25 protein-coding genes are annotated in these 24,762 nt (G+C 72.1%); 2 read left to right on the plus strand and 23 right to left on the minus strand.

All coding sequences use genetic code 11. The features are described from left to right. Positions 1–27 precede the first annotated feature (27 nt). From Cus16_RS15270 to Cus16_RS15315, 10 genes are all read right to left on the minus strand, one after another. Entirely contained in the window at positions 28–678 is a 651-nt protein-coding gene (locus Cus16_RS15270) for a hypothetical protein (RefSeq protein WP_189319617.1), read from the minus strand. A 95-nt stretch (positions 679–773) separates the two neighbouring features. Further along, positions 774–1,460 (minus strand): SMC-Scp complex subunit ScpB, encoded by a 687-nt coding sequence (gene scpB / locus Cus16_RS15275; RefSeq protein WP_083264044.1) that lies wholly within the window; start codon positions 1,458–1,460, stop codon positions 774–776. Further along, on the minus strand, positions 1,450–2,265 hold the full coding sequence (locus Cus16_RS15280) for a segregation and condensation protein A (protein WP_069713528.1): 816 nt from the start codon (positions 2,263–2,265) through the stop codon (positions 1,450–1,452). The genes scpB and Cus16_RS15280 overlap by 11 nt, the downstream gene beginning before the upstream one ends. After that, positions 2,249–3,127, minus strand: a complete 879-nt coding sequence (locus Cus16_RS15285; protein WP_069713529.1) for a ParA family protein — start codon at positions 3,125–3,127, stop codon at positions 2,249–2,251. Before Cus16_RS15285 ends, Cus16_RS15280 begins: the two co-directional genes overlap by 17 nt. 136 nt (positions 3,128–3,263) lie before the next feature. Next, positions 3,264–4,088: an SseB family protein gene (locus Cus16_RS15290; protein ID WP_069713556.1), complete on the minus strand. Its 825-nt coding sequence runs from the start codon at positions 4,086–4,088 to the stop codon at positions 3,264–3,266. Positions 4,089–4,102: 14 nt separating this feature from the next. Beyond that, complete coding sequence (priA, locus tag Cus16_RS15295; RefSeq protein ID WP_069713530.1) at positions 4,103–4,849, minus strand: bifunctional 1-(5-phosphoribosyl)-5-((5-phosphoribosylamino)methylideneamino)imidazole-4-carboxamide isomerase/phosphoribosylanthranilate isomerase PriA; 747 nt, start codon at positions 4,847–4,849, stop codon at positions 4,103–4,105. Positions 4,850–4,957: 108 nt separating this feature from the next. After that, a complete protein-coding gene (hisH, locus tag Cus16_RS15300) occupies positions 4,958–5,593 on the minus strand; it encodes an imidazole glycerol phosphate synthase subunit HisH (RefSeq protein WP_069713531.1) in 636 nt (211 codons plus the stop codon). Further along, entirely contained in the window at positions 5,590–6,192 is a 603-nt protein-coding gene (hisB, locus tag Cus16_RS15305) for an imidazoleglycerol-phosphate dehydratase HisB (protein ID WP_069713532.1), read from the minus strand. Before hisB ends, hisH begins: the two co-directional genes overlap by 4 nt. Continuing rightward, positions 6,189–7,313 (minus strand): histidinol-phosphate transaminase, encoded by a 1,125-nt coding sequence (locus Cus16_RS15310; RefSeq protein WP_069713533.1) that lies wholly within the window; start codon positions 7,311–7,313, stop codon positions 6,189–6,191. Before Cus16_RS15310 ends, hisB begins: the two co-directional genes overlap by 4 nt. Before the next feature lie 126 nt (positions 7,314–7,439). After that, a complete protein-coding gene (locus Cus16_RS15315; RefSeq protein ID WP_069713534.1) occupies positions 7,440–7,814 on the minus strand; it encodes a LysM peptidoglycan-binding domain-containing protein in 375 nt (124 codons plus the stop codon). A gap of 235 nt (positions 7,815–8,049) precedes the next feature. Between Cus16_RS15315 and lexA the strand changes: the two genes are divergently transcribed. Further along, positions 8,050–8,694, plus strand: a complete 645-nt coding sequence (gene lexA, locus Cus16_RS15320; protein WP_069713535.1) for a transcriptional repressor LexA — start codon at positions 8,050–8,052, stop codon at positions 8,692–8,694. A 191-nt stretch (positions 8,695–8,885) separates the two neighbouring features. Here lexA and hflX read toward each other — a convergent pair whose 3' ends face one another. Beyond that, on the minus strand, positions 8,886–10,424 hold the full coding sequence (gene hflX, locus Cus16_RS15325; protein WP_069713557.1) for a GTPase HflX: 1,539 nt from the start codon (positions 10,422–10,424) through the stop codon (positions 8,886–8,888). 61 nt (positions 10,425–10,485) lie between these two features. Between hflX and Cus16_RS15330 the strand changes: the two genes are divergently transcribed. Further along, positions 10,486–11,100 (plus strand): class I SAM-dependent methyltransferase, encoded by a 615-nt coding sequence (locus Cus16_RS15330; RefSeq protein WP_069713536.1) that lies wholly within the window; start codon positions 10,486–10,488, stop codon positions 11,098–11,100. 76 nt (positions 11,101–11,176) lie between these two features. On the opposite strand, the gene dapF is transcribed toward Cus16_RS15330, so the two are convergent. The 12 genes from dapF to dapA all read right to left on the minus strand — a co-directional run bounded on the left by dapF (position 11,177) and on the right by dapA (position 24,747). Then, positions 11,177–12,067, minus strand: a complete 891-nt coding sequence (gene dapF / locus Cus16_RS15335) for a diaminopimelate epimerase (RefSeq protein WP_069713537.1) — start codon at positions 12,065–12,067, stop codon at positions 11,177–11,179. Continuing rightward, positions 12,064–13,026 (minus strand): tRNA (adenosine(37)-N6)-dimethylallyltransferase MiaA, encoded by a 963-nt coding sequence (gene miaA, locus Cus16_RS15340; protein WP_069713538.1) that lies wholly within the window; start codon positions 13,024–13,026, stop codon positions 12,064–12,066. The genes dapF and miaA overlap by 4 nt, the downstream gene beginning before the upstream one ends. Then, positions 13,013–14,506 (minus strand): tRNA (N6-isopentenyl adenosine(37)-C2)-methylthiotransferase MiaB, encoded by a 1,494-nt coding sequence (miaB, locus tag Cus16_RS15345; protein WP_069713539.1) that lies wholly within the window; start codon positions 14,504–14,506, stop codon positions 13,013–13,015. The genes miaA and miaB overlap by 14 nt, the downstream gene beginning before the upstream one ends. 38 nt (positions 14,507–14,544) lie before the next feature. Continuing rightward, a complete protein-coding gene (locus Cus16_RS15350) occupies positions 14,545–15,480 on the minus strand; it encodes a regulatory protein RecX (protein WP_069713540.1) in 936 nt (311 codons plus the stop codon). Next, positions 15,477–16,544, minus strand: coding sequence for a recombinase RecA (gene recA / locus Cus16_RS15355; protein WP_069713541.1), 1,068 nt, complete (start codon positions 16,542–16,544; stop codon positions 15,477–15,479). The genes Cus16_RS15350 and recA overlap by 4 nt, the downstream gene beginning before the upstream one ends. Before the next feature lie 268 nt (positions 16,545–16,812). Beyond that, positions 16,813–17,037 (minus strand): DUF3046 domain-containing protein, encoded by a 225-nt coding sequence (locus Cus16_RS15360; RefSeq protein ID WP_069713542.1) that lies wholly within the window; start codon positions 17,035–17,037, stop codon positions 16,813–16,815. A gap of 66 nt (positions 17,038–17,103) precedes the next feature. Beyond that, complete coding sequence (locus Cus16_RS15365) at positions 17,104–17,412, minus strand: helix-turn-helix domain-containing protein (RefSeq protein WP_058742950.1); 309 nt, start codon at positions 17,410–17,412, stop codon at positions 17,104–17,106. Between the two features lie 155 nt (positions 17,413–17,567). Next, positions 17,568–18,092, minus strand: a complete 525-nt coding sequence (locus Cus16_RS15370; protein WP_069713543.1) for a CinA family protein — start codon at positions 18,090–18,092, stop codon at positions 17,568–17,570. After that, positions 18,089–18,724: a CDP-diacylglycerol--glycerol-3-phosphate 3-phosphatidyltransferase gene (pgsA, locus tag Cus16_RS15375; protein ID WP_069713544.1), complete on the minus strand. Its 636-nt coding sequence runs from the start codon at positions 18,722–18,724 to the stop codon at positions 18,089–18,091. Before pgsA ends, Cus16_RS15370 begins: the two co-directional genes overlap by 4 nt. Before the next feature lie 4 nt (positions 18,725–18,728). Continuing rightward, complete coding sequence (locus tag Cus16_RS15380; RefSeq protein WP_069713545.1) at positions 18,729–21,731, minus strand: FtsK/SpoIIIE family DNA translocase; 3,003 nt, start codon at positions 21,729–21,731, stop codon at positions 18,729–18,731. Positions 21,732–22,045: 314 nt separating this feature from the next. Next, complete coding sequence (locus Cus16_RS15385) at positions 22,046–23,722, minus strand: ribonuclease J (RefSeq protein WP_069713546.1); 1,677 nt, start codon at positions 23,720–23,722, stop codon at positions 22,046–22,048. 47 nt (positions 23,723–23,769) lie between these two features. Then, a complete protein-coding gene (gene dapA / locus Cus16_RS15390; protein ID WP_069713558.1) occupies positions 23,770–24,747 on the minus strand; it encodes a 4-hydroxy-tetrahydrodipicolinate synthase in 978 nt (325 codons plus the stop codon). Positions 24,748–24,762: the final 15 nt, after the last annotated feature.

Consider the following 24,762-nt stretch of genomic DNA (forward strand, 5'->3'; position numbering starts at 1 on the left):
CCCCGCCGCGGCGGTCGTCGTCGCGGCTCACGAAGCGGCCGCGGTCACCACCCGGTCGGTCGTCCCGCCCGCGGTACCCACCACGGTCGTCGCCACCCCGGTACCCGCCGGTGCCGCGATCATCACGACCCCGGTACCCGCCCCGGTCGTCGCCGCCACGGGCGCCGGCCGGACGGTCGTCACGGCCGCGGTACCCACCACCGGTCCCACCGGACCGCTCGTCGCGTCCCCGGTACCCACCGCGGTCGTCGCCGCCCCGGTACCCGCCGCCGGAACGGTCGTCCCGCCCGCGGTACCCACCACCGGTCCCACCGGACCGCTCGTCGCGTCCCCGGTACCCACCGCGGTCGTCGCCGCCCCGGTACCCGCCGCCGGAACGGTCGTCCCGCCCGCGGTACCCACCACCGGTCCCACCGGACCGCTCGTCGCGCCCCCGGTACCCACCGCGGTCGTCGCCGCCCCGGTACCCGCCGCCGGTTGCACCGGACCGCTCGTCGCGTCCACGGTACCCACCACGGTCGTCGCCGCCCGGACGCTCGTCGCGCCCGCGGTACCCACCGCCGGTCCCACCGGACCGGTCGTCGCGCCCCCGGTACCCACCACGGTCGTCACCCGACCGGCCACCCGCACGGGCGGAGCCGCCGTCGCGGTCGCGGGGCGTGCCTCCCGTCCGGCCACCGTCGCGACCGAACCTGCCGTCGCGACCCGATCCGCCGTCGCGACCCGACCCACTGTCGCGTCCCGACCGTCGGGGGCCTCCTCGTCGTTCGTCCTCATACGCGGCCATCGGGGATCCCTTCGTTCTGCTCGAAGCCGCCGACGCCGTCCTCGAGGAGGGGCGAGATGAGCGGCAGCTCGTCGAGCGAGTTGATGCCGAGCTGCTGGAGCAGCAGGTCGGACGTGACGTAGTTGATGGCGCCGGTCTCGGCGTCGGTGAACGACTCCTCGATGAGACCGCGCGCGACGAGGGTGCGGACGACCCCGTCGACGTTCACTGCGCGGATCGACGCGATCTGCGAGCGGGTGATCGGTTGCTTGTAGGCGACGACCGCCAGGGTCTCGAGGGCCGCCTGCGACAGCCGTGCCGGGCGCTCCGCCTCGACGAACTGCTCGACGACGACGTCGAGCTCCCGGCGGACGTAGAAGCGCCAGCCGCCACCGACCTCGCGGAGCTCGAAGCCGCGGCGCACGGTGCCGGCCACGCCGTCGAAGTCCGCGACGAGCCGCTCGATCGCCTGGCGCACGGCCGGGACCGGCGCCCCGACCGCGGCGCCGAGCGACACCAACGACTGGGGTTCGTCGGCGATCATGAGGATCGCCTCGAGCTGGCGGTCGACCGGGAGCTCCGTGCGGGCGTGGCCGGCGTCGCGCAGCTCCTGCTCGATCGCGCGGGCGTCGGCGACCTCGTCCGCTCCCCCGGGTTCGGCGCTCGAGGCGGCGGCGCGTGCGTCATCCGTCATAGTCGGCTCCCAGGTTCGCGAGGCTCTCCTCGGACCAGTCCTCGGCGGTCCACCGGAGTGTCAACTCCCCCAGCGGTTCGAGCTGTTCGAACGAGATCGACGCGTTCCGGTACAGCTCGAGGATCGCCAGGAAGCGAGCCACCACGATACCCGTCTCCGAGACACCGGCGACCAGCTCGCGGAACGAGACGTCCTCGTCCGCACGGGTCCGGAGGATGGACACGACGATCGCGGCCTGCTCGCGGATGCTCACGAGCGGCGCGTGCAGGTGCTCGAGTCCGACGGTCGGGATCTCCCGCGGGGCGAACGCGAGCGTCGCGATCGCCGCGAAGTCCTGCACGGACAGGGTCCACACGAGCTCGGGCGTCCGCGCGCGGAAGCGCTCCTCGAGCCGCACCCGGCGGACGTGGCGGCGGGATTCCTGCTGCCACTGCTCCCCGAACCACTCGGCGGCCTGCTTGAACGCCCGGTACTGCAGGAGCCGGGCGAACAGCAGGTCGCGGGCCTCGAGCAGGGCGACGTCCTCGGCGTCGACGAGTTCACCCTGCGGCAGGAGCCCGGCGATCTTCAGGTCGAGCAGGGTCGCGGCGACGACGAGGAACTCGCTGGCCTCGTCGAGCTCGTCGGCGGACTCCGCCTGGCGCACGTACTGGATGAACTCACCGGTGACGGCGCCGAGCGACACCTCGGTGATGTCGAGCTCGTGCTTCGTGATCAGCGACAGCAGCAGGTCGAACGGGCCGTCGAAGTTGCGCAGCCGGACCCGGAAGCCGGACGGCGTGGTCGCGTCAGGCGACGGCGCCACGCTCGACGAGCTCCCTGGCGAGCGCCCGGTAGGCGTGCGCCGCGGCGTGCTCGGGTGCCGTCTGCGTGATCGGACGTGCCGAGACGGTGGCGTCCGGGAACTTGACGGTCCGGCCGATGACCGTGTCGAGCACGTGGTCGTCGAAGGTCTCGACGACGCGCTCCATGACCTCGCGGGAGTGCAGGGTCCGCGAGTCGTACATGGTCGCGAGGATGCCGTCGAGCCGCAGGGCGGGGTTCAGGCGGTCGCGCACCTTGTCGATCGTCTCGATGAGGAGCGCGACGCCGCGCAGGGCGAAGAACTCGCACTCGAGCGGGATGAGGACGCCGTGCGCCGCGGTGAGCGCGTTGACGGTGAGCAGGCCGAGCGACGGCTGGCAGTCGACGAGGATGAGGTCGTAGTCGTTCGACACCTTGCGGAGCACGCTCGCGAGGATCTGCTCGCGAGCGACCTCGTTGACGAGGTGGACTTCGGCAGCGGACAGGTCGATGTTCGCGGGAATGACGTCGAGCATCGGCACGTTCGTCGGCTGGATGACCTCGCGCGGGTCCTTCACGGCGCCCATGAGCAGGTCGTAGACCGTGGGGATGTCGTGCGTGCGGACGCCGAGGCCGGCGGACAGGGCGCCCTGCGGGTCGAAGTCGACGGCGAGGACCTTGCGGCCGTACTCGGCCAGCGCGGCGCCGAGGTTGATCGACGTCGTGGTCTTGCCGACGCCGCCCTTCTGGTTGCAGAGCGCGATGATGCGAGCCGGACCGTGGCCGTCGAGTTCCTCGGGCACGGGGAACTGCCGCACGGGCCGACCGGTGGGGCCGACCGGGGTCTCGCCGGTGCCGGGGGTGCTCGTCGGGTTCGTCCTCACCCGGTCATCGTACCGGCGTGCCCTGCCCGGCCCGGGCCGCACCGCCGCGGCGCCGCGTCACCGGACCGCCGGACCACCGGACCACAGCCGGACCGTCGGACGCGAGTCGTGCCTCCCGTCCGTGCCCGGACCGGCGTCACGCTCGCCGCAGCGCCACCCGCATGCTGTCCACCCGGTCGGCGATCACGGGGTCGGCCGTCCAGCGCTGCTGCAGCCGGCCGACCAGGGCCTGCACGTCCGCCTGGTCGAGTCCGGGGTGCAGCGCCAACCCGACGGTCAGTTCGGCGCCCGCGAAACGGCCGAGGGGGTCGCCGGGCGACAGCTCGACGCGGGCGACCGCCGGTTCGTCGGCGACGGAGTCGGCGAACGCCTGCCCCACCTCCGGGTCCTCGAAGCAGGGCGTCCAGGGCAGGTCCTGCCCGATCGCCCACACCGCGGGCCGGCGCAGGACGAACTCGGTCGGTGCCGTCGGGTCGAGGACGACGAGCTGCGTCTCCTCGCTCGCCGCGGCCATCGCCACGCGGCGTGCGTCCGCCGGCACCGGTCGCGCGGTCGCGTCCCAGGAGCGCATCGCCTCCGCCGAGGTGAACGCGGGCATCACGCTGCGGCCGTCGGGTCCGGCGACCGTGACGATCGACAGCTCCTGCGTCTTGTCGACGAGCTTGCCCTCGGCGGTGTGCCCGACGTCACCGGCCTCGGCGACGAGCGGGATGAGCAGTCGGACCCCGCGCAGGGCCTCGATGACCGCGGCCTGGGACCCGCCCTGCTGCAGGGCCGTGATCGCGGCGACGAGTGCCGGGTCGGCCAGGCCGTCGTCGTCCGCGTAGGCGTCGTCGTGGGCGTCGAAGGTCCGTCCCGCCCAGGGGTTCCCCGCCGAGTCGGCGGCGCCGCCCGGGGTGTGGGCGTCGTCGGTCGCGCCCGGCTCCGGCGCCTCGGGTCCGGTGCCGCGCCCGTTCGAGATGCCCGCCACCGCGGCTACTCCGACGCGATGTCGAGGGCGGCCGGCAGGGTGAACGCGCCGGAGTACAGGGCTTTGCCGATGATCGCGCCCTCGAGGCCGTGCGGCACGAGCTCGCGCAGGGCACGGAGGTCGTCGAGCGTCGAGATCCCGCCCGAGGCGACGACGGGCTGGTCGGTGCGGTCACAGACCTCGCGGAGGAGCTCGACGTTCGGCCCCTGCAGCGTGCCGTCCTTCGTGACGTCGGTGACGACGTACCGGGCGCACCCGGCGGCCTCGAGCCGGTCGAGCACCTCCCACAGGTCCCCGGCGTCCTCGGTCCACCCGCGGCTCGCCAGGGTGGTGCCGCGGACGTCGAGGCCGACGGCGATCTGCTCGCCGTACTCGCCGATGACGCGCGCCGCCCACTCCGGCTTCTCGAGCGCGGCGGTGCCGAGGTTGACGCGGGCGGCCCCGGTCGCGAGCGCGGCCTCCAGCGAGGCGTCGTCGCGGATGCCGCCGGACAGCTCGACCGAGACGCCCTCGACCTCGTGGACCGCCTTCGCGATCAGCCGGCGGTTGTCGCCGCGGCCGAACGCCGCGTCGAGGTCGACGAGGTGGATCCACTCGGCACCCTGGTCGCGCCAGGTGCGGGCCGCGGCGACCGGGTCGCCGTACGCGGTCTCGCTGCCGGCCTCGCCCTGCGTGAGGCGGACCGCCTGACCGTCGACGACGTCGACGGCGGGCAGCAGGACGAGGGGCGGGGTGGCGGTGAGGTCGGTCATGGTCCTGTCGGTTCTGTTGCTGGTGCGGTCACGCGGGTGGTCGGAGCGGCCGGGAGGCACGGCTCGGCTCCGGCGGTGCCGTCGCGTCGGACACGGTGCCGGTCCGGGTCAGAGCGAGTCGACCCAGTTGCGGAGCAGCCGGATGCCCGGCTCGCCGGACTTCTCGGGGTGGAACTGGGTCGCGGTGAGCGGGCCGTTCTCGACCGCCGCGACGAAGCGTTGCCCGTGCTCGGCCCACGTCAGCCGCGGGGCGCGGAAGGGGCCGTAGGCGTCGAGCGGGAAGTCGGTGACGCCGTAGGAGTGCACGAAGTAGAAGCGCTCGTCGTGCAGGCCGTCGAACAGCACGGAGTCCTCCGGTGCCTCGACGGTGTTCCACCCCATGTGCGGCAGCACCTCGGCCCGGATCTCCTCGACGGTGCCCGGCCACTGGCCGAGACCCTCGACGTCCGCGCCGCGCTCCACACCGCGGGCGAACATGACCTGCATGCCGACGCAGATGCCGAGTACCGGTCGCCCGCCGGCCAGGCGGTGGTCGACGATCTCGCCGCCGCGCACCCCCTCGAGCTGGTCGACGACCGCGGCGAACGCGCCCACGCCCGGCACGAGCAGGCCGTCCGCGCGCAGGGCCTCCTGCTTGTCGGCGGTGAGCGTCACGTCGGCACCGGCACGCTCGAGCGCCTTCGCCGCCGAGTGGACGTTCCCCGACCCGTAGTCGAGGACGACGACGTTCGGCCTGGCGCTCACAGTGCACCCTTCGTGGACGGGATCCCGTCGACGCGCGGGTCGAGTTCGACCGCGCGGCGCATCGCACGGGCGAAGGCCTTGAACTCCGCCTCCGCGATGTGGTGCGGGTCGCGACCGCCGAGGACGCGGACGTGCACGGTGATCCCGGCGTTGAACGTGATCGCCTCGAACACGTGCCGGACCATCGACCCGGTGAAGTGGCCGCCGATGCGGTGGAACTCGAAGCCGTCGGGCTCGCCCGAGTGCACGAGGAACGGACGGCCGGACACGTCGACCACGGCCTGCGCCAGGGCCTCGTCGAGCGGGACGAGCGCATCGCCGTAGCGACCGATGCCCGACCGGTCGCCGAGTGCCTGCTTGAGGGCCTGCCCGAGCACGATGCCGGTGTCCTCGACGGTGTGGTGCACGTCGATGTCGGTGTCCCCGGTCGACCGCACGCGCAGGTCGATCAGCGAGTGCTTGCTGAAGGCGGTCAGCATGTGGTCGAAGAACGGCACGCTCGTCGAGACGTCGGACGAACCGGTGCCGTCCAGATCGAGCGACAGCTCGATGCTCGACTCGCTCGTGCTCCGGCTGATCGAGGCGGTGCGGGCGGTCATGCGTCAACCCTAACCGGCGGCTGCGCGGCGGACACGCGGCGCATGGCCTCGAGGAACGCGGTGGTCTCCTCCTCCGTCCCCGCGCTCACCCGGAGGTGGTTCGGGATGCCGAGGTCGCGCACGATGACGTCCTGCTCGAGGAGCGCCTCGAACGCGGCGTTCGGGTCGGCGACGCCACCGAAGAGCACGAAGTTCGACCACGTCTCGTAGGTGCGGTAGCCCATCGCCCCGAGCTCGGTGACCATCCGGTCGCGCTGGCGCTTGATGTCGTCGACCATCGCGAGCATCGCCGGGGCGTGCCGGAGCGCGGCGATCGCGGCGGCCTGGGTGAGGGCGGACAGGTGGTACGGCAGGCGGACGAGTCGGAGGGCATCGACCACCGCCGGGTCGGCAGCCAGGTAGCCGACGCGGGCGCCGGCGAACGCGAACGCCTTGCTCATCGTGCGGGACACGACCAGGCGCGGTCGTCCGGGCAGCAGGGTGATCGCGCTCGGGGCATCGTCGGGCATGAACTCCGCGTAGGCCTCGTCGACCATGACGATGCCGTCCGTCGCGTCGTAGGCGGCGCGGATCGTCTCGATGTCGAGCGGGGTGCCCGTGGGGTTGTTCGGGCCGCAGAGGAACACGATGTCCGGACGGTGCTCGGCGATGGCCGCGACCACCGTCTCCGGGGGGATGCGGAACTCGTCGTCGCGCTGCGCCGGGATCCACCGCGTGCCGGTGCCGGCGGCGAGGATCGAGTGCATCGAGTAGGTGGGCGGGAAGCCGAGCACCGAGCGGCCCGGGCCGCCGAAGGCCTGGAGGAGCTGCTGGAGGACCTCGTTGGACCCGTTCGCCGCCCAGAGCTGCTCCGGGGTCAGCTGCTGGTCCGCCGCGAGGCCGCCGTTCAGGTACGCGGTCAGCGACCGACGCAGCTCGGTGAACTCGCGGTCCGGGTACCGGTTGACGGTGGCCAGGGCCTGCCGGATCGAGGCCACGATGTCCTCGGCGACGTCCTCGGGCACGGGATGCGTGTTCTCGTTGACGTTGAGCTGCACGCGCACGTGCTTCTGCGGAGCGCCGTAGGGGCTCTGCCCACGGAGGTCGTCGCGGATCGGGAGGTCTTCGAGCGTGGTTGCCACCGATCCATCGTAGGCCGGGCCCCGTGTGCGGCGACCGGCCGTCCGGACGGTGGGCCGTGCTCGCGCGCACCGCGGGCCGCGCTCGGCCGGTCGGTGGGCCAGGGTCCGCCGGGCTGGGGGCTGCGGTCAGTCGCCCGTCGTGTACTTCGCGGGGATGGCGATCTGCTCGCCGGCCTGCAGCGAGGACCCGTCCAGCGCGTTGAGGCTCACGACGTCCTGCACGAAGTCGCGCGGGTCGGCCTGGGGCGCGGTCTCCTCGGCGAGCTGCCAGAGCGTCTCGCCCGGCTGGATGGTCACGGTGTCGAAGTGCACGGGCTCGCCGGCGCGGGAGGAGTCTCCGGCCGAGGCCTGACCGCCGTTGAGCACGGACAGGGCGACGATCACGAAGACCGGGAGCGCGACGAGCGTCGTCAGGACGATGCGGCCGCGGCGCGTGATGCGCAGGCGCGTACGGACGGCGGGCGTCGCGGTGCGCTGGTCAGCGATGGCGATGGTGCTCATGTCGTTCTTGCCTTCCCGTTCGGAGGAACCGAAGTCGTGTACCGAACATAGTTTCGAATGCGACCCCACACAAGTCCCAGGAAGGAATCGGTGCGGGATTTCTTGCCGACACGCTCGAACAGGTGTTTGTCCGGCCTACGCCGGTCGGATACTGTTTCGATCGACTGGGACGAGTCAAGCGGGGACCACCGACATTCCCGCCCGACCGCCCGGCACCGACGAAGGGCGACACGACGTGGCGGACGAACTGCGGGTCCAGAAGCCGTTGACGGCGAAGCAGCAGGCGATCCTCGACGCGATCCGCGCGTCGATCGCCAGCCGGGGCTACCCGCCGAGCATGCGCGAGATCGGCGACGCCGCCGGACTGTCGTCGCTGTCGAGCGTCTCGCACCAGCTCGGGCAGCTCGAGCTGGGCGGGTGGATCCGCCGTGACCCGAACCGGCCCCGTGCGCTCGAGGTCCTCGTCGACGAGCCCACCCCGGACGTCGACACCCCCGACGTCGACGCGACCACCCTCGTACCGCTGGTCGGGCGGATCGCGGCCGGTGTCCCGATCACGGCCGAGCAGCACGTCGACGAGATCGTGCCGCTCCCCCGTCAGCTCGTCGGCACGGGCGACCTCTTCATGCTCAAGGTCGTGGGCGAGTCGATGATCGACGCCGCGATCTGCGACGGGGACTGGGTGGTCGTCCGCTCGCAGCAGACGGCGGACAACGGGGACATCGTCGCCGCGATGCTCGACGAGGAAGCGACCGTGAAGGTCTTCCGCCAGCGGGACGGCCACACGTGGCTGCTCCCTCGGAACACCGCGTTCGAGCCGATCCTCGGCGACGCGGCCACCGTGCTCGGCAAGGTCGTGGCGGTCCTGCGCTCGATCTGACGCCGGCGTCGCCCGCTCGGCGCCGTACCCGCGTCGAACCACGGAACCGACGTCGAACCAGCCACTCGGACTGGTTCGACGTCGGTTCCGTGGTTCGGAGACGGTGTGGCCGCCACCGATGGCGGCCGGACCGGCGCGCCGGAGCCGACCCGTGCCTCCCGGCCGGAGGTGCGGCGCGACCGCCTGCGGGACTAGGCCGTCGCGACCGGCGCGACCACGAACGGGTCGAGCTCCGCGACCTGCCGCTGGAAGACCCGCACCCGCAGTCGCGTGCCGTCCTCGACGTAGTCGGTGGACTCGACCGCGCCCGCGTCGTGCAGCGAGGACACGAGGTCACCGCGGTCGTACGGCACCACGACGGTGAGCTCGACGTCCGGTTCGGGCAGCCGTGCTTCGATCGCGGCGAGCAGCTCGGGCACACCCTCGCCCGTGCGGGCGGACACGAACACCGCGTCCGGCACGAGACCGACCAGCACGAGGCGCTGCGCCTCGTCGATCAAGTCTGCCTTGTTGAACGCGACGACCTCGGGGATGTCCCGGGCACCGACGTCGCCCATCACGTCGCGGACCGTCGCGAGCTGCGCGGCGGGGTCCGGGTGCGACCCGTCCACCACGTGCACGATGACGTCGGCCTCGCCGACCTCCTCGAGGGTGGACCGGAACGCCTCGACCAGCTGGTGCGGGAGGTTCCGCACGAAGCCGACGGTGTCGACGAACGTGAACTCGCGGCCGGCGCTGCTCTCCGTGCGGCGCACGGTGGCGTCGAGGGTGGCGAAGAGCTGGTTCTGCACGAGCACGCCCGCGCTCGTCAGGCGGTTCAGCAGCGACGACTTGCCGGCGTTCGTGTAGCCGGCGATCGCGACGCTCGGCACCTCGTTGCGGTGCCGGTCCGCGCGCTTGGCCTCGCGCGCCGGACGGAAGCCGGCGATCTGCCGACGGAGCTTCGACATGCGCGTGTTGATGCGGCGGCGGTCGAGCTCGATCTTCGTCTCACCAGGACCACGCGAACCCATGCCCGCACCGCCCGAGACCTGACCACCGGCCTGGCGGGACATCGACTCACCCCAACCGCGCAGACGCGGGAGGAGGTACTGGAGCTGCGCGAGTTCGACCTGCGCCTTGCCCTCGCGGGTGGTGGCGTGCTGGCTGAAGATGTCGAGGATCACCGCGGTGCGGTCGATCACCTTGACCTTCACCACGTCCTCCAGCGCGCGGCGCTGCGAGGGGGCGAGCTCGGTGTCGGCCACGACCGTGTCGGCCCCGGTGGCCTTGACGACCATCGCGAGCTCCTCGGCCTTGCCCTTGCCGAGGTACGTGGCGGGGTCGGGGTTCGGTCGGCGCTGCAGCAGCCCGTCGAGAACCACGGCCCCCGCGGTCTCGGCGAGAGCGGCCAGCTCGCGCAGGGAGTTCTCGGCGTCCTGCGCGTCGCCCTGGGGGTACACGCCGATGAGGACGACCCGCTCGAGCCGGAGCTGCCGGTACTCGACCTCGGTGACGTCCTCGAGCTCGGTGGAGAGGCCAGTGACGCGGCGCAGGGCCGCGCGGTCCTCCCGCTCGTACTGGTCGCCGTCGCCGGACCAGCCGTGCTCGTCGACCGATCGTGTCTGGATGGCCTGGGCCGGAGCGAAGATCGCCGACGTCGCCCGGGTCTCGGCATTGCGGAGGACGCGTTCCACGACACCTTCGGCGCTGTCGTCGGATCGTCCGTCGTTCATGGTGGTTTCCGTCATCTTCTCCACAGGGTACCGCCGCCACGCCCGGGACACACGGGTGCACCGGTACGGTTCTTCCATGGCGAACGACCACTACTTCTCCGCCGATCCCTCGTCGGAGGTGCGGGAGCGCCAGGTGCACGTCACGCTCGCGGGTCGACCGCTCACGCTGTCGACCGCCGCCGGAGTCTTCAGCCCGGACGGCCTCGACCGCGGGACGCGGGTCCTGCTCGGCTCGGTGCCGCCGCCAGCGGCCGAGGGCGCGCTGCTCGACGTCGGCTGCGGCTGGGGACCGATCGCGATCACGATGGCGCTGGAGTCACCCGGTGCCGCCGTGTGGGGTGTCGACGTCAACCAGCGGGTGCTCGGTCTGGCGCGGGCGAACGCCGCCGCCGCCGGCACGACGAACGTGACCGTCGCCCTGCCCGACGAGGTCCCGGCGGACCTGCGGTTCCGGACGATCTGGTCGAACCCGCCCATCCGCGTGGGCAAGGACGAGCTGCACGCGATCCTGCTGACCTGGCTCCCCCGGCTCGAGGTCGGCGGGGACGCCTGGCTCGTCGTGTCGAAGGACCTCGGCGGGGACTCCCTGCAGCGGTGGCTGCGGGAGACGCTCGACGACGGCTTCCAGGTCGCACGGGCGACGACGGACAAGGGCTTCCGCGTCATCCGGGTCCACCGCACGGCGGAGTAGCACCCGAGGCCGGGGTGCACCGCCACCGGGGTGCACCGACGCGGCAGCAGCGCCGTGGACGGGCCCCGGCGCCGTCTCAGACCGTCAGGTCGCCCGAGAACACCAGCTCCGCCGGCCCGGCGAGCGCCACGTGCTCGCCGTCCTCCGCCGCGAACATGCGCACGGTGACCACCCCGCCCGGCACCCGCACACGCCAGGTGTCCGGCGCCGACGACCCCGCCCAGTACCGCGTCGCCAGCGCGGCCGCGACCGCGCCCGTCCCGCAGGACAGCGTCTCGCCGCTCCCGCGCTCGTGCACGCGCATGGTGATCTCGCCGACCCCGTCCTTGACGAGCGGGTCGCCGGGCAGCACGAACTCGACGTTCGCGCCGGCGGCCGGAGCCGGGTCGAGCACGGGCACGTAGGTCAGGTCGACCTCGGCGAGCTCGTCCTCGGTCGCGACGGCGACGACCACGTGCGGGTTGCCGACGTCGATGCCGATCCCGGGGCGCGCACCGTCGAGCTCCTTCGCCCGGACCATGACGTCGTCCGCGCCGCCGCCCTCGATCCCGAGGTCCCACCGGCCGAGGTCGGCCGAGAAGCCGTTCGTCGTGCGCTGCACGTCGACGAGCCCCTTGCGGCTGCCGACCGTGAGGGTCTCCCCCGGTGCGAGGTCGACGAGCCCGGACTCGGTGAGGTACCGGGCGAAGACGCGGATGCCGTTGCCGCACATCTCGGCGACCGAGCCGTCGGCGTTGTGGTAGTCCATGAACCAGGTCGCGGCGGGCTCGACGGCGACGAGCGGGCGCCCCTCCGGGATCGCGTCGGAGCGCACCGCGCGGATGACCCCGTCGGCGCCGACGCCGAAGCGCCGGTCGGCGATGGCGCGGATGCGCTCCGGGGTCAGGTCGACCGTGGCGTCGGGGTCGGCGAACAGGACGAAGTCGTTGCCCGTCCCCTGGCCCTTCGTGAAGTGCAGCTCGGTCACGGCACGATCCTACGGGCCGCGGCCCGCAGCCCGGCGACGTCGGTCCCGCTGACGTCGAGCACCCCGGCGTCGTACCGCTTGAACCAGGAGACCTGCCGGCGGGCGTACTTCCGGGTGGCGACGGCGGTCGCGGCGACTGCCTCCTCCGACGTCGCCCGGCCGTGCAGGACGTCGAGCGCCTGCGAGTACCCGATCGCGGCCCGTGCGGTGCGCCCCTGTTCGAGCCCGTCGGCCCGCAGGGCGTCCACCTCGTCGACGAGCCCGTCCCGGAACATGCGTGCCGCGCGCTCGTGGAGCGACGCGACGAGCTCGCTCCGCTCACGGTGCAGGTGCACCACCCGGGCGGCTCGCCAGGGACGCGGCGCGGACGGGAGGCGCGGGGTCACGACCTCGGACCGGCTCGCGATCTCGACGGCGCGGACGAGACGACGCGGGTTGCGCACGTCGACCTCGGCAGCGGCGGCCGGGTCGAGGGCGCGGAGCCGTGCGAGGAGCGCGTTCGGTCCGTGCTCGGCGTGCTCGCGCTCGAGTTCGGCGCGGAGCTCCGGGTCGGTCCCCGGGAACGCGAGATCGAAGAGGACGGCGGAGACGTACAGGCCGCTGCCCCCGACGAGCACCGCCGTGCCGCCGCCCGCGGTGATCCGTTCCACGTCCGCCCGGGCGTCGCGCTGGTACGCGGCGACGCTCGCCTCGTCGGTGACGTCGAGCACGTCGAGCTGGTGGTGCACGATGCCGCGGCGTTCGTCCTCCGACAGCTTCGCGGTGCCGATGTCCATGCCGCGGTACAGCTGCATCGCGTCGGCGTTGACGATCTCGGCGGGGCGACCGGCGTCCCGGAGGTGTTCCGCGATCGTCAGGGCGACCTCGGACTTGCCCGTGCCGGTCGCACCGACGACGGCGATCAGGTCCGGCAGGTCGTCCGGGGTCGCAGCCGCCGCTGCGGCCTCATCGCCCGACACGGAGGCTCGGCAGACCGAGCGACACCGGCCGCGGACCCGCACCCGCCGCGGCGGGGGTGGGCACGCCGCAGCTCTCGGCCTCGGCCCGGTCCCACGCATCGCCCGCGCGGGTGCGGCGGATGCGAAGCGGCCCCTCGTTGTCGGCGATGAGGAAGTGCGGGGCCGCTCGCGTGACCTCGACGGTGACGACGTCGCCGGGACGGGGCACATCGGACCCCTGCGGGACGGCGAAGTGCACGAGTCGAGAGTCCTCGGCGCGCCCGGACATCCGGTGCGTCGTGTCGTCCTTCTTGCCCTCGCCGGTCGCGACGAGGACCTCCACGGTCCGACCGACCTGCTTCGCGTGCTCCTCGCCGGTGATCCGGTCCTGCAGCGCGATGAGCCGGTCGTAGCGCTCCTGCACGACCTCCTTCGGCAGCTGGTCGGGCATCGTCGCCGCGGGGGTGCCCGGGCGGATGGAGTACTGGAAGGTGAAGGCCGACGCGAACCGCGACTGCTCGACCACGCGGAGCGTGTCCGCGAAGTCCTCCTCCGTCTCACCGGGGAAGCCGACGATGATGTCCGTCGAGATGGCGGCGTGCGGGATCCGGGCGCGCACCCGGTCGAGGATGCCGAGGAACCGCTCGCTGCGGTAGCTGCGTCGCATGGCCTTGAGGATCCGGTCGGAGCCGGACTGCAGCGGCATGTGCAGCTGCGGCATGACGTTCGGCGTCTCCGCCATCGCGTCGATCACGTCGTCGGTGAAGGCGGCCGGGTGCGGGCTCGTGAAGCGGACGCGCTCGAGCCCCTCGATCTGGCCGGCGGCGCGGAGCAGCTTGCCGAAGGCCTGCCGGTCGCCGAACTCGACCCCGTACGAGTTCACGTTCTGCCCGAGCAGCGTCACCTCGACGGCACCGTCGTCGACGAGCGCCTGGATCTCGGCGAGCACGTCGCCCGGACGGCGGTCCTTCTCCTTGCCCCGGAGCGACGGCACGATGCAGAACGTGCAGGTGTTGTTGCACCCGACCGAGATGGACACCCACCCGCTGTGCGTCGAGTCGCGCTTCGTCGGCAGCGTCGACGGGAAGACGTCGAGGGCCTCGAGGATCTCGATCTGCGCCTCGTCGTTGTGCCGCGCCCGCTCGAGGAGCGTCGGCAGCGACCCCATGTTGTGCGTCCCGAACACCACGTCCACCCACGGCGCCTTCTCGAGGATGACGTTCTTGTCCTTCTGCGCCAGGCACCCGCCGACCGCGATCTGCATGCCGGGGTGCTCGCGCTTGATGCCGGCGAGCTGCCCGAGGTTGCCGTAGAGGCGGTTGTCCGCGTTCTCGCGCACCGCGCACGTGTTGATCACGACGACGTCCGCCTGGCCGCCGTCCGCTGCCACGTACCCCGCCGCCTGGAGCGACCCGCTCAGACGCTCGGAGTCGTGCACGTTCATCTGGCACCCGTGGGTGCGGACCTCGTAGGTGCGGGGGCGGGCTGCGACGGTGGCCATGATCGTCCAGTGTAGGTCGGCCGCAGCCCCCGACGGCGCTACTCGAAGCGGACGCTGCCGCCACCGGACGGCGGCCGGCGGGACGGTCCGTCGAGGGCACGCTGCACGGCCACCCGCACGACGCCCGACCCGTAGCCCTTGCGCATGAGGAACCCGCTGAGCCGGCGCTCGGCGGTCGCACGGTCGAGCCCGCGGAGCTGCCCGGCACGCTTCTGCGCGAGCTCGATCGCCCGCACGAACTCGTCGTCGGCGTCGTCCTCCGCGGCGTCCAGGGCGGCGTCGATGGCCGCCTGGTCGATACCCCGGCGACGGAGTTCCGCGACCACGCCCTGCCGCCCGAGCCCCTTGCGTTCGTGGAGCCGGTCGACCAGGTCGGTCGCGAGCGCGACGTCGTCGAGCAGGCCGACGCGGACGAGCCGGGCGACCTCGTGCTCCACGACGTCGGCGTCGAGGTCCTGTCCGCCGAGGAGCTTCCGCATCTCGGACTCGCTCACGCCCTTGCGCCCGAGTGCGCGCATGCTCACCCGCTCGGCGTCGGCGCGCTGCTCGTCGACCGGCCGCGGCGCGTCGGCCGGGTCGATCTCGTCGCCGCTGCCGATGGCGAAGACCGAGGCGCCCGTGGCGTCCGCCGTGTCGGAGTCGTACCCGCGCTGTTCGGCGCGCGCGCTCCGTCCCGAGCCGTCGCCGACGACGGGCGACAGCCACTCCGCCTGGGCGTGCTGCCCGCGCAGTGGCACGACCTCCGGGGCGTCGGCGGGGTCGTCGATGCCGGGCACGGGCACGGGGCGGAGTCCGGTGGCCGTGTCGTCGGTCGCCGGATCGTCGTCCTGTGGGGAGGTCGCCCCCGCGTCCTGCGATCCACCCGGGTCCGTGTCCGTCTCCGTCTCCGGCGCCGAGCGACCACGGCGGGACCGTGCACCGAACAGATCGGTGACCGGTGCCAGGCCCTCGCCGTGGTCGGGTGCGTCCGTCACGCGCCCTTGCGCTCCGCGAGCTTCGGCGCGATCGACTCGACCGACGCGTCACCGGCGTCGGCCTTCGCGCCACCGACGCCGAGCTTCGCGAGGATCTTGCCCTCGATCTCGGCAGCGGTGTCCGGGTTCTGGATGAGGAAGGAGCGCGAGTTCTCCTTGCCCTGGCCGAGCTGGTCGCCGTCGTACGTGTACCAGGCGCCCGACTTCTTCACGATGCCGTGGTCGACACCGAAGTCGAGCAGCGAGCCCTCTCGCGAGATGCCCGTGCCGTAGAGGATGTCGAACTCCGCCTGCTTGAAGGGCGGCGCCATCTTGTTCTTGACGACCTTGACGCGCGTGCGATTGCCGACCGCGTCGGTGCCGCTCTTCAGCGTCTCGATGCGCCGGATGTCGAGACGGACGGAGGCGTAGAACTTCAGCGCCTTGCCGCCGGCAGTGGTCTCCGGGCTGCCGAAGAACACACCGATCTTCTCGCGCAGCTGGTTGATGAAGATCATCGTGGTCTGCGTCTGGTTCAGCCCACCCGCGAGCTTGCGGAGCGCCTGCGACATCAGGCGCGCCTGCAGACCCACGTGGGAGTCACCCATCTCGCCCTCGATCTCGGCACGGGGCACGAGCGCGGCCACCGAGTCGACGACGATCAGGTCGATCGACCCCGACCGGACGAGCATGTCGGCGATCTCGAGCGCCTGCTCACCGGTGTCCGGCTGCGAGACGAGCAGGGCGTCGATGTCGACACCGAGCTTCTTGGCGTACTCCGGGTCGAGCGCGTGCTCGGCGTCGATGAAGGCCGCGATGCCACCGGCGCGCTGCGCGTTGGCGATGGCGTGCAGGGTCAGGGTCGTCTTACCCGAGGACTCCGGGCCGTAGATCTCGATGATGCGGCCGCGAGGCAGCCCGCCGATGCCGAGCGCGACGTCGAGGGCGACCGAACCGGTCGGGATGGTGGCGACGGGGGCGCGCTCGTCGGAGCCGAGGCGCATGACCGTGCCCTTGCCGAACTGCCTGTCGATCTGGGCGAGAGCGGTCTCGAGGGCCTTCTCGCGGTCTGCCGGTGAGGGCATGGGGTGCTCCTTCGTGCTCGGTGTCGGCTGCCTGTAGGCTGTCGCGCTCGGCCGGCCGGTGCTGCAGGGCCGGTGGTCGAGCGACAAGGCGTCGGGCTGTTCCCGATGACTCCGAACCTAGGGCGGGCCACCGACATCACTGCCCGTGACCGCGCGACCTGTGGACCGAGGTCAGGACAGCGCCGTTGTGCAGGAACCTAGCACCGATCGAACACGCGTTCGAGCAACACGCCGAACAGACGTTCGGACATCCCAGGGGGCGCCGAGTTCAGTCGCGCGGCTCCGCGAGCCCCTTGCCGTGCCGCTTGTCGAGGGGGACGTCCTGCGAGTCGCAGAGCGCCTCCCACACCCGTCGGGCGTCGATGCCGGCGTCGAGCGCGTCCGCGGCCGAGCGACCACCGAGGTCCTCGAGCACGACGTCGCGCGACACCACGGCGCCGTAGGCCTCCCCGAACACCTGGTCGACGGCTCGCCAGAACTCACTCACGCGCATCGGACCAGCGTAACGACGAACGCCCCCGCCGGCGGACCGGCGAGGGCGTTCGGTTGCAGCGGTGCGTCAGCGCACCGCGAGGTCGTTGTCGAACTCGGCGACGAGGTCGTCGGGCAGCGTGTCGGGGACCGGGGTGAGTCCCTCGACGACCGCGAGACGGTCTCCGACCTCACGCATGATGGTCGAGATCGGGGTGTCGAGTGCGTCGGCCACCGATGCGAGGATCTCGGAGCTGGCCTCCTTCTGACCACGCTCCACCTCGCTGAGGTACCCGAGAGCAACGCTGGCCTTGGACGCGACCTGACGGAGGGTCCGGCCCTTCTGCAAGCGGAAGTCCCGCAGCACGTCGCCGATCTCCTGACGAACGAGAACCATGTGGACTCCTCCTCTCTGTCGTCTCCGCGCCCGCCCCGGTCCCGGTGACCTTGGTCGGGTTCAGCAACAGTAGCGTTGCCGTTCGCAGCATGCTAACCACGGCAACTGCTGTCCTGCTGGAGATTGCGTGGGATGTAACCCAGTGGCAACAGGGCCTATTCCCCGCGGCCGACCTTCGCCGACATCCGTGCCAGGAGTTCGGAGACGGTGGCCTCGCGGATTGCCCCGCGGTCCCCGTCGAGGTGCAGTTCGACGGCCTCGGCGCGCTCGGCGGACGCGATGCCGATGAAGACCGTGCCGACGGGCTTGCCGTCCTGCGGATCCGGCCCCGCGACACCCGTGGTGCTGATCCCCCACGTCGCCGGTCGACCGTCGACCGCGACGGCGGTGCGGGCGCCCGCGGCCATCTGGCGCGCCACCTCCGGGTCGACCGCCCCGTTCGCCGCGAGCAGCTCGGCGGAGACCCCGAGGAGCGAAGTCTTGACCGGCGTGGCGTACGCGACGACGCCGCCGTTCACGACGGCGCTCGCCCCCGGCACGCCGACGAGCATCGCGACGACGAGTCCACCGGTCAGCGACTCGGCCACGCCGACGGTCTCGCCCCGCGCGGTCAGTCGCGCGACCAGCGTCCGCGCCACCGCTGCCAGGTCGCCGTCCGTGCCGGAGCCCGTGGCGGTCATGCGCCCGTGCGGTTGTGCTTCCACGCCTGCCACAGGTAGTCGGCACCGCTGAGCACGGTCGCCAGCAGCGCCGCCGTCATGAGGATGCCGTTGACCCAGTGCGCCAGGTCACCGACCACGTTCCACCACGGGAACAGCGCGAGGGTGATCGCCGCGGCCTGCAGCACGGTCTTGATCTTGCCGCCGCGGCTCGCCGGGATGACCCGGTCGGACAGCACCGCGAACCGGAAGACGGTGATGCCGATCTCGCGGACCATGATGAGGACCGTGACGATCCAGGGCAGCTCGCCGAGGATCGAGAGGGCGACGAGGGCTCCCCCGATGAGCACCTTGTCGGCGATCGGGTCCACGAGCTTGCCGAAGTCGGTGACCAGGTTCTGGCGGCGGGCGATGATGCCGTCCGCGCTGTCCGTGACGATCGCGACGACGAACACGACCGCGGCCCACACGCGCAGCGACGTGTCCTGGCCGCCGTCGGCGAGCAGCATCACGAAGAAGAGGGGCGCCATGAGGATGCGCACCACGGTGATGACGTTCGCGACGTTCGCCGTCGAGGCCGGGCCCTCCCCCTTGCGGAGGAGCCGTCCGCGCCACGGGAACCGTGCGCCGTGTGTGGTCTCCGAGCTGGTCATGCGCTCACTCCCTGCCCGTCAGGCCCCATGCGTCCTCGTCCGGACCCTCGTCCTCGACCTCAGGGTACCCGCGCGTCATGTCCGCCACCGGGTCCGAGCCGTACCGGTCGTCGTCGGCGCCGGCTGTGCCGGAGGCCACCACGCTCGCAGCCGCACCCGACCCGTCGGCCGGTGCCGGGCCTCCCGACCCGACCGGCGCGGACGCCGCGGCCGGCGGCTCCTCGCCGCGGAGCTTCGCGAGCACGCCCGGCAGCTGGTCGGGCGTGACGAGCACGTCGCGGGCCTTCGAGCCCTCGGACGGGCCGACGATGTCGCGGGACTCCATGAGGTCCATGAGGCGTCCGGCCTTCGCGAACCCGACGCGGAGCTTGCGCTGCAGCATCGAGGTGGAGCCGAACTGCGTCGAGACGACCTGCTCGACCGCCGCGAGCAGGAGCTCGAGGTCGTCGCCGATGTCCGCGTCGATCTCCTTGCGCTCGACCACGGCCTGGACGTCCTGGCGGTACTCGGGTCGGGCCTGCCGGGTGACGTGCGCGACGACCTCGGCGACCTCGCTCTCCTGCACCCAGGCGCCCTGCACGCGCACGGCCTTCGACGACCCCATGGGCAGGAAGAGCCCGTCGCCCTGCCCGATGAGCTTGTCGGCACCCGGCTGGTCGAGGATGACCCGGGAGTCCGTGACGCTCGTGACCGCGAAGGCCACGCGCGACGGCACGTTGGCCTTGATGAGGCCGGTGATGACGTCGACCGACGGGCGCTGCGTGGCGAGCACGAGGTGGATGCCGGCGGCACGCGCGAGCTGGGTGATGCGGACGATCGACTCCTCGACGTCGCGCGGCGCGACGAGCATGAGGTCCGCGAGCTCGTCGACGACGACGAGCAGGTACGGGTACGGCTTGAGCTTCCGCTCGCTGCCCGCGGGCAGCACGATCTCGTCGTTCCGGACGGCCTTGTTGAAGTCGTCGACGTGCCGGAAGCCGAACGACGCGAGGTCGTCGTACCGCATGTCCATCTCCTTCACGACCCACTGCAGCGCCTCGGCCGCCTTCTTCGGGTTCGTGATGATGGGGGTGATGAGGTGCGGCACACCCGCGTAGATCGAGAGCTCGACGCGCTTCGGGTCGACGAGGACCATGCGGACCTCGGACGGCTTCGCGCGCATGAGCAACGAGGTGATCATCGAGTTGATGAAGACCGACTTGCCGGAACCGGTCGAACCGGCCACGAGCAGGTGCGGCATCTTCGCGAGGTTCGCGACGACGAACCCGCCCTCGACGTCCTTCCCGACGCCGATGGTCATCGGGTGCTTCGACTTCGTCGCGGCGCCGGACCGGAGCACGTCGCCGAGGGAGACGATCTCGCGGTCCGTGTTCGGGATCTCGACGCCGATCGCGCTCTTGCCCGGGATCGGCGACAGGATCCGGACCTCGTTCGAGGCGACGGCGTAGGAGAGGTTCTTCGACAGGGCCGTGACGCGCTCGACCTTGACGCCCGGGCCGAGCTCGATCTCGTACCGGGTCACCGTCGGCCCTCGCGAGAAGCCGGTGACCTTCGCGTCGACCTTGAACTCGGTGAGCACGCCGGTGATCGCGGCGACGATGTCGTCGTTGGCCTGGCTCCGAGCCACCGAGGGCGTCCCGGCGCTGAGCGTCGTGGCCGCGGGCAGGCGGTACGGCGCCGCCGGGTCCTCGTCAGCGGCGTCGGCCGACGGCAGCCCCTCGGACGCGGGTTCCGGCGCGGTCGGCGAGACCACGGGCCCGGCGCTGCTCGGGACGATGGTGGCCTCGGGGCCTGCGACCGCGGCGGGCTGCTCGGGGACGGGCGTGCCGAAGTCGCGGAGGGCCTGCTCGGCGACGGCGAGGTCCTGCTCGACCTCCGCCGCCCCGTGCACGGTGTGCTGCTCGGCGGAGTCGTTGAGGTTCACCGAGGCGGGCTCGGCCGGGGTGTGGTCGACGAGCCCGGCCGCCGCGCCCGCGTTCGGGGACGCCGCGGCAGCACCCGCGCTCGCACCGGCAGCCGGAGCGGCCGGCGCACCCGCCGCGGGCAGGACGGGGCTGTCGTACGCCGGGTCCTCCTCGCGCCCGGACTTGTTCCGACGCCACCAGGGGATCGTGTTCTCGGCCTCGTCGCCGTCGGCGGCGGCCCGCTCGTCCTCGAACCCGAGGTCCTCGAACAGCGGGAAGTCGGTCTGGTCCTTCGTCCGGCGCTTCGACGTCCGGGCACGCGGGGCCGGCGGCGCCGGGGCGTCCTCGGCGTCGACCTCGGCCGCGTCGACCGGCGCGGGCGCACCGAACAGGTACGCGTAGAGCTCGTGGAGTCGCCGACCGGTCTTGTTCGGCGGCGTCTTCGTGATGATGAACAGCGAGAGCACGAGGAGCAGCACGGCGACCGGCACCGCGACCCACACGGTCGCGACGGCGACGAGCCAGCTGATGACGACCCACCCGAGCACGCCACCCGCGGCGGCGAGGGCGACCATGCCGTCCGCGGCGCTCGGCTGCCCGCCGAACACGTGGCAGAGCGAGGCGATCGAGACGAGCATGAGGCCGAGCCCGATCCCGATGCGGGTGTTGTCGTGCACGGACGCGGGGTGCCGGAAGAGCCAGCCCGCGAAGACGACCATGATGACGGGCAGTGCGAACGCCAGGCGGCCGAACAGCCCGCCGAACGTGTACGCGTCGAGGCCGATCGACACGGGGTTCGTCGGGTTGAGCCACTCGACCACGGCCCCGGCGATGGCGAGCACGAAGAGCAGGAACGGGAAGCCGTCGCGCCGTTCCTCGGGTGCCAGGGTCTCCTTGCCGAGCAGCCGGAACAGCGCGCCGACGCCGTGCGCCATCGCGAGCCAGGTGGTCACGAGCGGGTTCTGCTCGTGGAACACCGGGGTGGGTGCGGCCTGCGGCAGCTTCTTCGTCGTGGCCTGCGTGCGCGACGAGCCGCGCGCCCCGCTCCCGCGGGACGACGTGGACGCGCGTGCGCGCGTGGTCGACTTGGTGCCTCCGGCCATGGGACAGACCCTAATCCCCGTCCGGGACATTCCGTGGACGCCCCGCCACCTGCGGGAGATCGCGGCCGTCCCGCGGGTGGGCCGCCGCGCGGTCTCGGCGACCGGGCCGCATCCGTCAGGCTCGGTGCTCTGCACCGACCGGAAGCGCCCGCTCGGCGGAAGTGAGCGGCACGTCCTGCCCACTCGCGCGCCGACCGGTCCGACCGGCCGGGCGCGACCACCGGCGCGGCCACGGACAGCGGAACGGCCGGGAGGCACGGCGAGCGTCCGCGGGGAACACTCGCCGTGCCTCCCGGCCGGCTGCTGCGCGGTGCCTACGCCTCGATGACGACCGGCACGATCATCGGCCGACGCCGGTGCTTCGTGTTCACCCAGCGGCCGACGGTCCGACGGACCACCTGGCTGAACGCGTGCGCGTCGCGGGTTCCGTTGGCGGCCGCCTCCGCGATCGCCTTGGCGATCTGCGGACGGACGTCGTCGAAGACCGAGTCGTCCTCGGCGAAGCCACGCGACTGGATCTCCGGTCCGACGACGCACTGGCCGGTGGTGAAGTCCACGGCGCAGAAGACGGAGATGAACCCCTCCTCCGCCAGGACGCGACGGTCCTTGAGGTCGGCGTCGGTGATCTCGCCGACGGTCGAGCCGTCCACGTACACGTACCCGATGTCGAGCTGACCCGCCACCGTGACCTCGCCGTCCTTCAGGTCGACGACGATGCCGTCCTGCCCGAGGATGACGTTCCGCGGCGGCACGCCCGTCTGGATCGCGAGGTCCGCGTTGGCGTACAGGTGGCGGTGCTCGCCGTGCACGGGCAGCACGTTCTTCGGCCGCAGGATGTTGTAGCAGTACAGCAGCTCGCCGGCCGAGGCGTGTCCGGAGACGTGGACCTTCGCGTTGCCCTTGTGCACCACCTTCGCGCCGAGCTTCGTCAGCCCGTCGATCACGCGGTAGACGGCGTTCTCGTTGCCCGGGATGAGGCTCGACGCCAGGATGACGGTGTCGCCCTCGCCGATCTCGATCTGGTGCTCGAGGTTCGCCATGCGCGCGAGGACGGCCATCGGTTCGCCCTGCGACCCGGTCGACATGTAGACGATCTGGTCGTCGGGGACGTTCTTCGCCTTCTTCGTGTCGATGAGCACGTTCTCGGGCACCCGCAGGTAGCCGAGCTCGGCGGCGATCGTCATGTTCCGGATCATCGACCGGCCCATGAAGGCGACCTTGCGGTTCGCGGCGGCCGCGGCGTCGAGGACCTGCTGCACGCGGTGCACGTGCGACGAGAAGCTCGCGACGACGACCTTCTTGCGGGCGCGCGTGATGATGTTCTCGAGGACCGGTCCGATGTCGCGCTCCGGGGCGGTGAAGCCCGGCACGTCGGCGTTGGTCGAGTCCGGCAGGAACAGGTCGACGCCCTGCTCGCCGAGCCGCGCGAAGGCACGGAGATCGGTGATGCGGTCGTCGAGCGGGAGCTGGTCCATCTTGAAGTCGCCCGTGTGCAGGACCCGACCGGCGGGGGTCGTGATCGCGACGGCGAGGGCGTCCGGGATGGAGTGGTTCACGGCGACGAACTCGAGGTGGAACGGGCCGAGCTGCTCGGTCTGGTCCTCCTGCACGACGAGCGTGTAGGGCTTGATCCGGTGCTCCTTGAGCTTCGCCTCGACGAGTGCGAGCGTCAGGGTGGAGCCGATCAGGGGGATGTCGCCCTTGAGCTTGAGCAGGTACGGCACGGCGCCGATGTGGTCCTCGTGCCCGTGGGTGAGCACGACGCCGAGGACGTCGTCGAGGCGGTCCCGGATCGGCCCGAAGTCGGGGAGGATGAGGTCGACGCCCGGCTGGTGCTCCTCGGGGAAGAGCACGCCGGCGTCGACGACGAGCAGCTTGCCGTCGAACTCGTACACGGTCATGTTGCGACCGATCTCGCCGAGACCCCCGACGGGGATCACGCGGAGGGTGCCGGGTTCGAGCGGCTGCGGTGTGGAGATCTGGGTGGGCATTCGGTCCTGACTGTCGTGCGACGCGCTCCGGGCGAGCCGCGGTCTTCCTAACGTGTGGTGCCTGGCACCTTCGGCAGTGCGCCGCCGGCCGCCGCGTTGCGGTCCGGGCGGAAGTTCGAGAAGTCTGCACCCGGGATGTCCCGGACCGCTTCGAGGGAGGTCTCGATGGCGTAGGCCTCGGTGTCCTCGGGGCCGACGAGCGGCAGGCGGACCCGCGGGCTGCCGATGCGCCCGAGCCCGTGCAGCACGTACTTCGCGGCGACGGTGCCCGGCACGTGGGTCATGATCGCGCGGACGAGCGGCTCGACGCGCTTGTGCTCGGCGGTGGCGGTCGCGAGGTCGCCGCGGTTCACGGCGTCGACGATCGTGCGGTACGGCGTCGACGTGATGTTCGCCGTCACCCCGATCAGCCCGGTCGCGCCGATCGACAGGTGCGGGAGCACGTTCGTGTCGTCGCCCGAGAAGTACATGAGGTCGGTGTTGTTGAGCACCCGGGAGACCTCGGCGAAGTCGCCCTTGGCGTCCTTCACCGCGAGGATGTTCGGGTGCTTCGACGCCCGCACGAGGGTCTCGTAGGTGATCGGGATGCCGGTGCGCCCCGGGATGTCGTACAGGATGACCGGCAGGTCGGTGGCGTCCGCGATCATCCGGAAGTGCGTGAGCACGCCCGCCTGGGTGGGCTTGTTGTAGTACGGCGTGACGATCATGACGCCGTCCGCCCCCGCCCGCTCGCTCTGCTTGTAGAGGTGGATCGCGTGCGCGGTCTCGTTCGAGCCGCCGCCGGTGATGATCTTCGCCCGACCGGCGGCCACGGACTTGCCGACCTCGACCAGTCGGAGCTTCTCCGGGTCGGTCAACGTGCTCGTCTCACCCGTGGTCCCGGTCACGACGATGCCGTCGGCACCGGCCGTGATGCAGTCGTCGATGTGCTGCTCGACGCCGGGCCAGTCGACCTCGCCGTCGGCCGTGAACGGCGTCACGAGGGCGACGAGGACCTGACCGAAGGGATTCTCACGCGGGGACACGCGCACCAGCGTACC

This window comes from Curtobacterium sp. ER1/6 (genome assembly GCF_001742745.1).
GTDB classification, from domain to species: Bacteria; Actinomycetota; Actinomycetes; order Actinomycetales; family Microbacteriaceae; genus Curtobacterium; species Curtobacterium citri.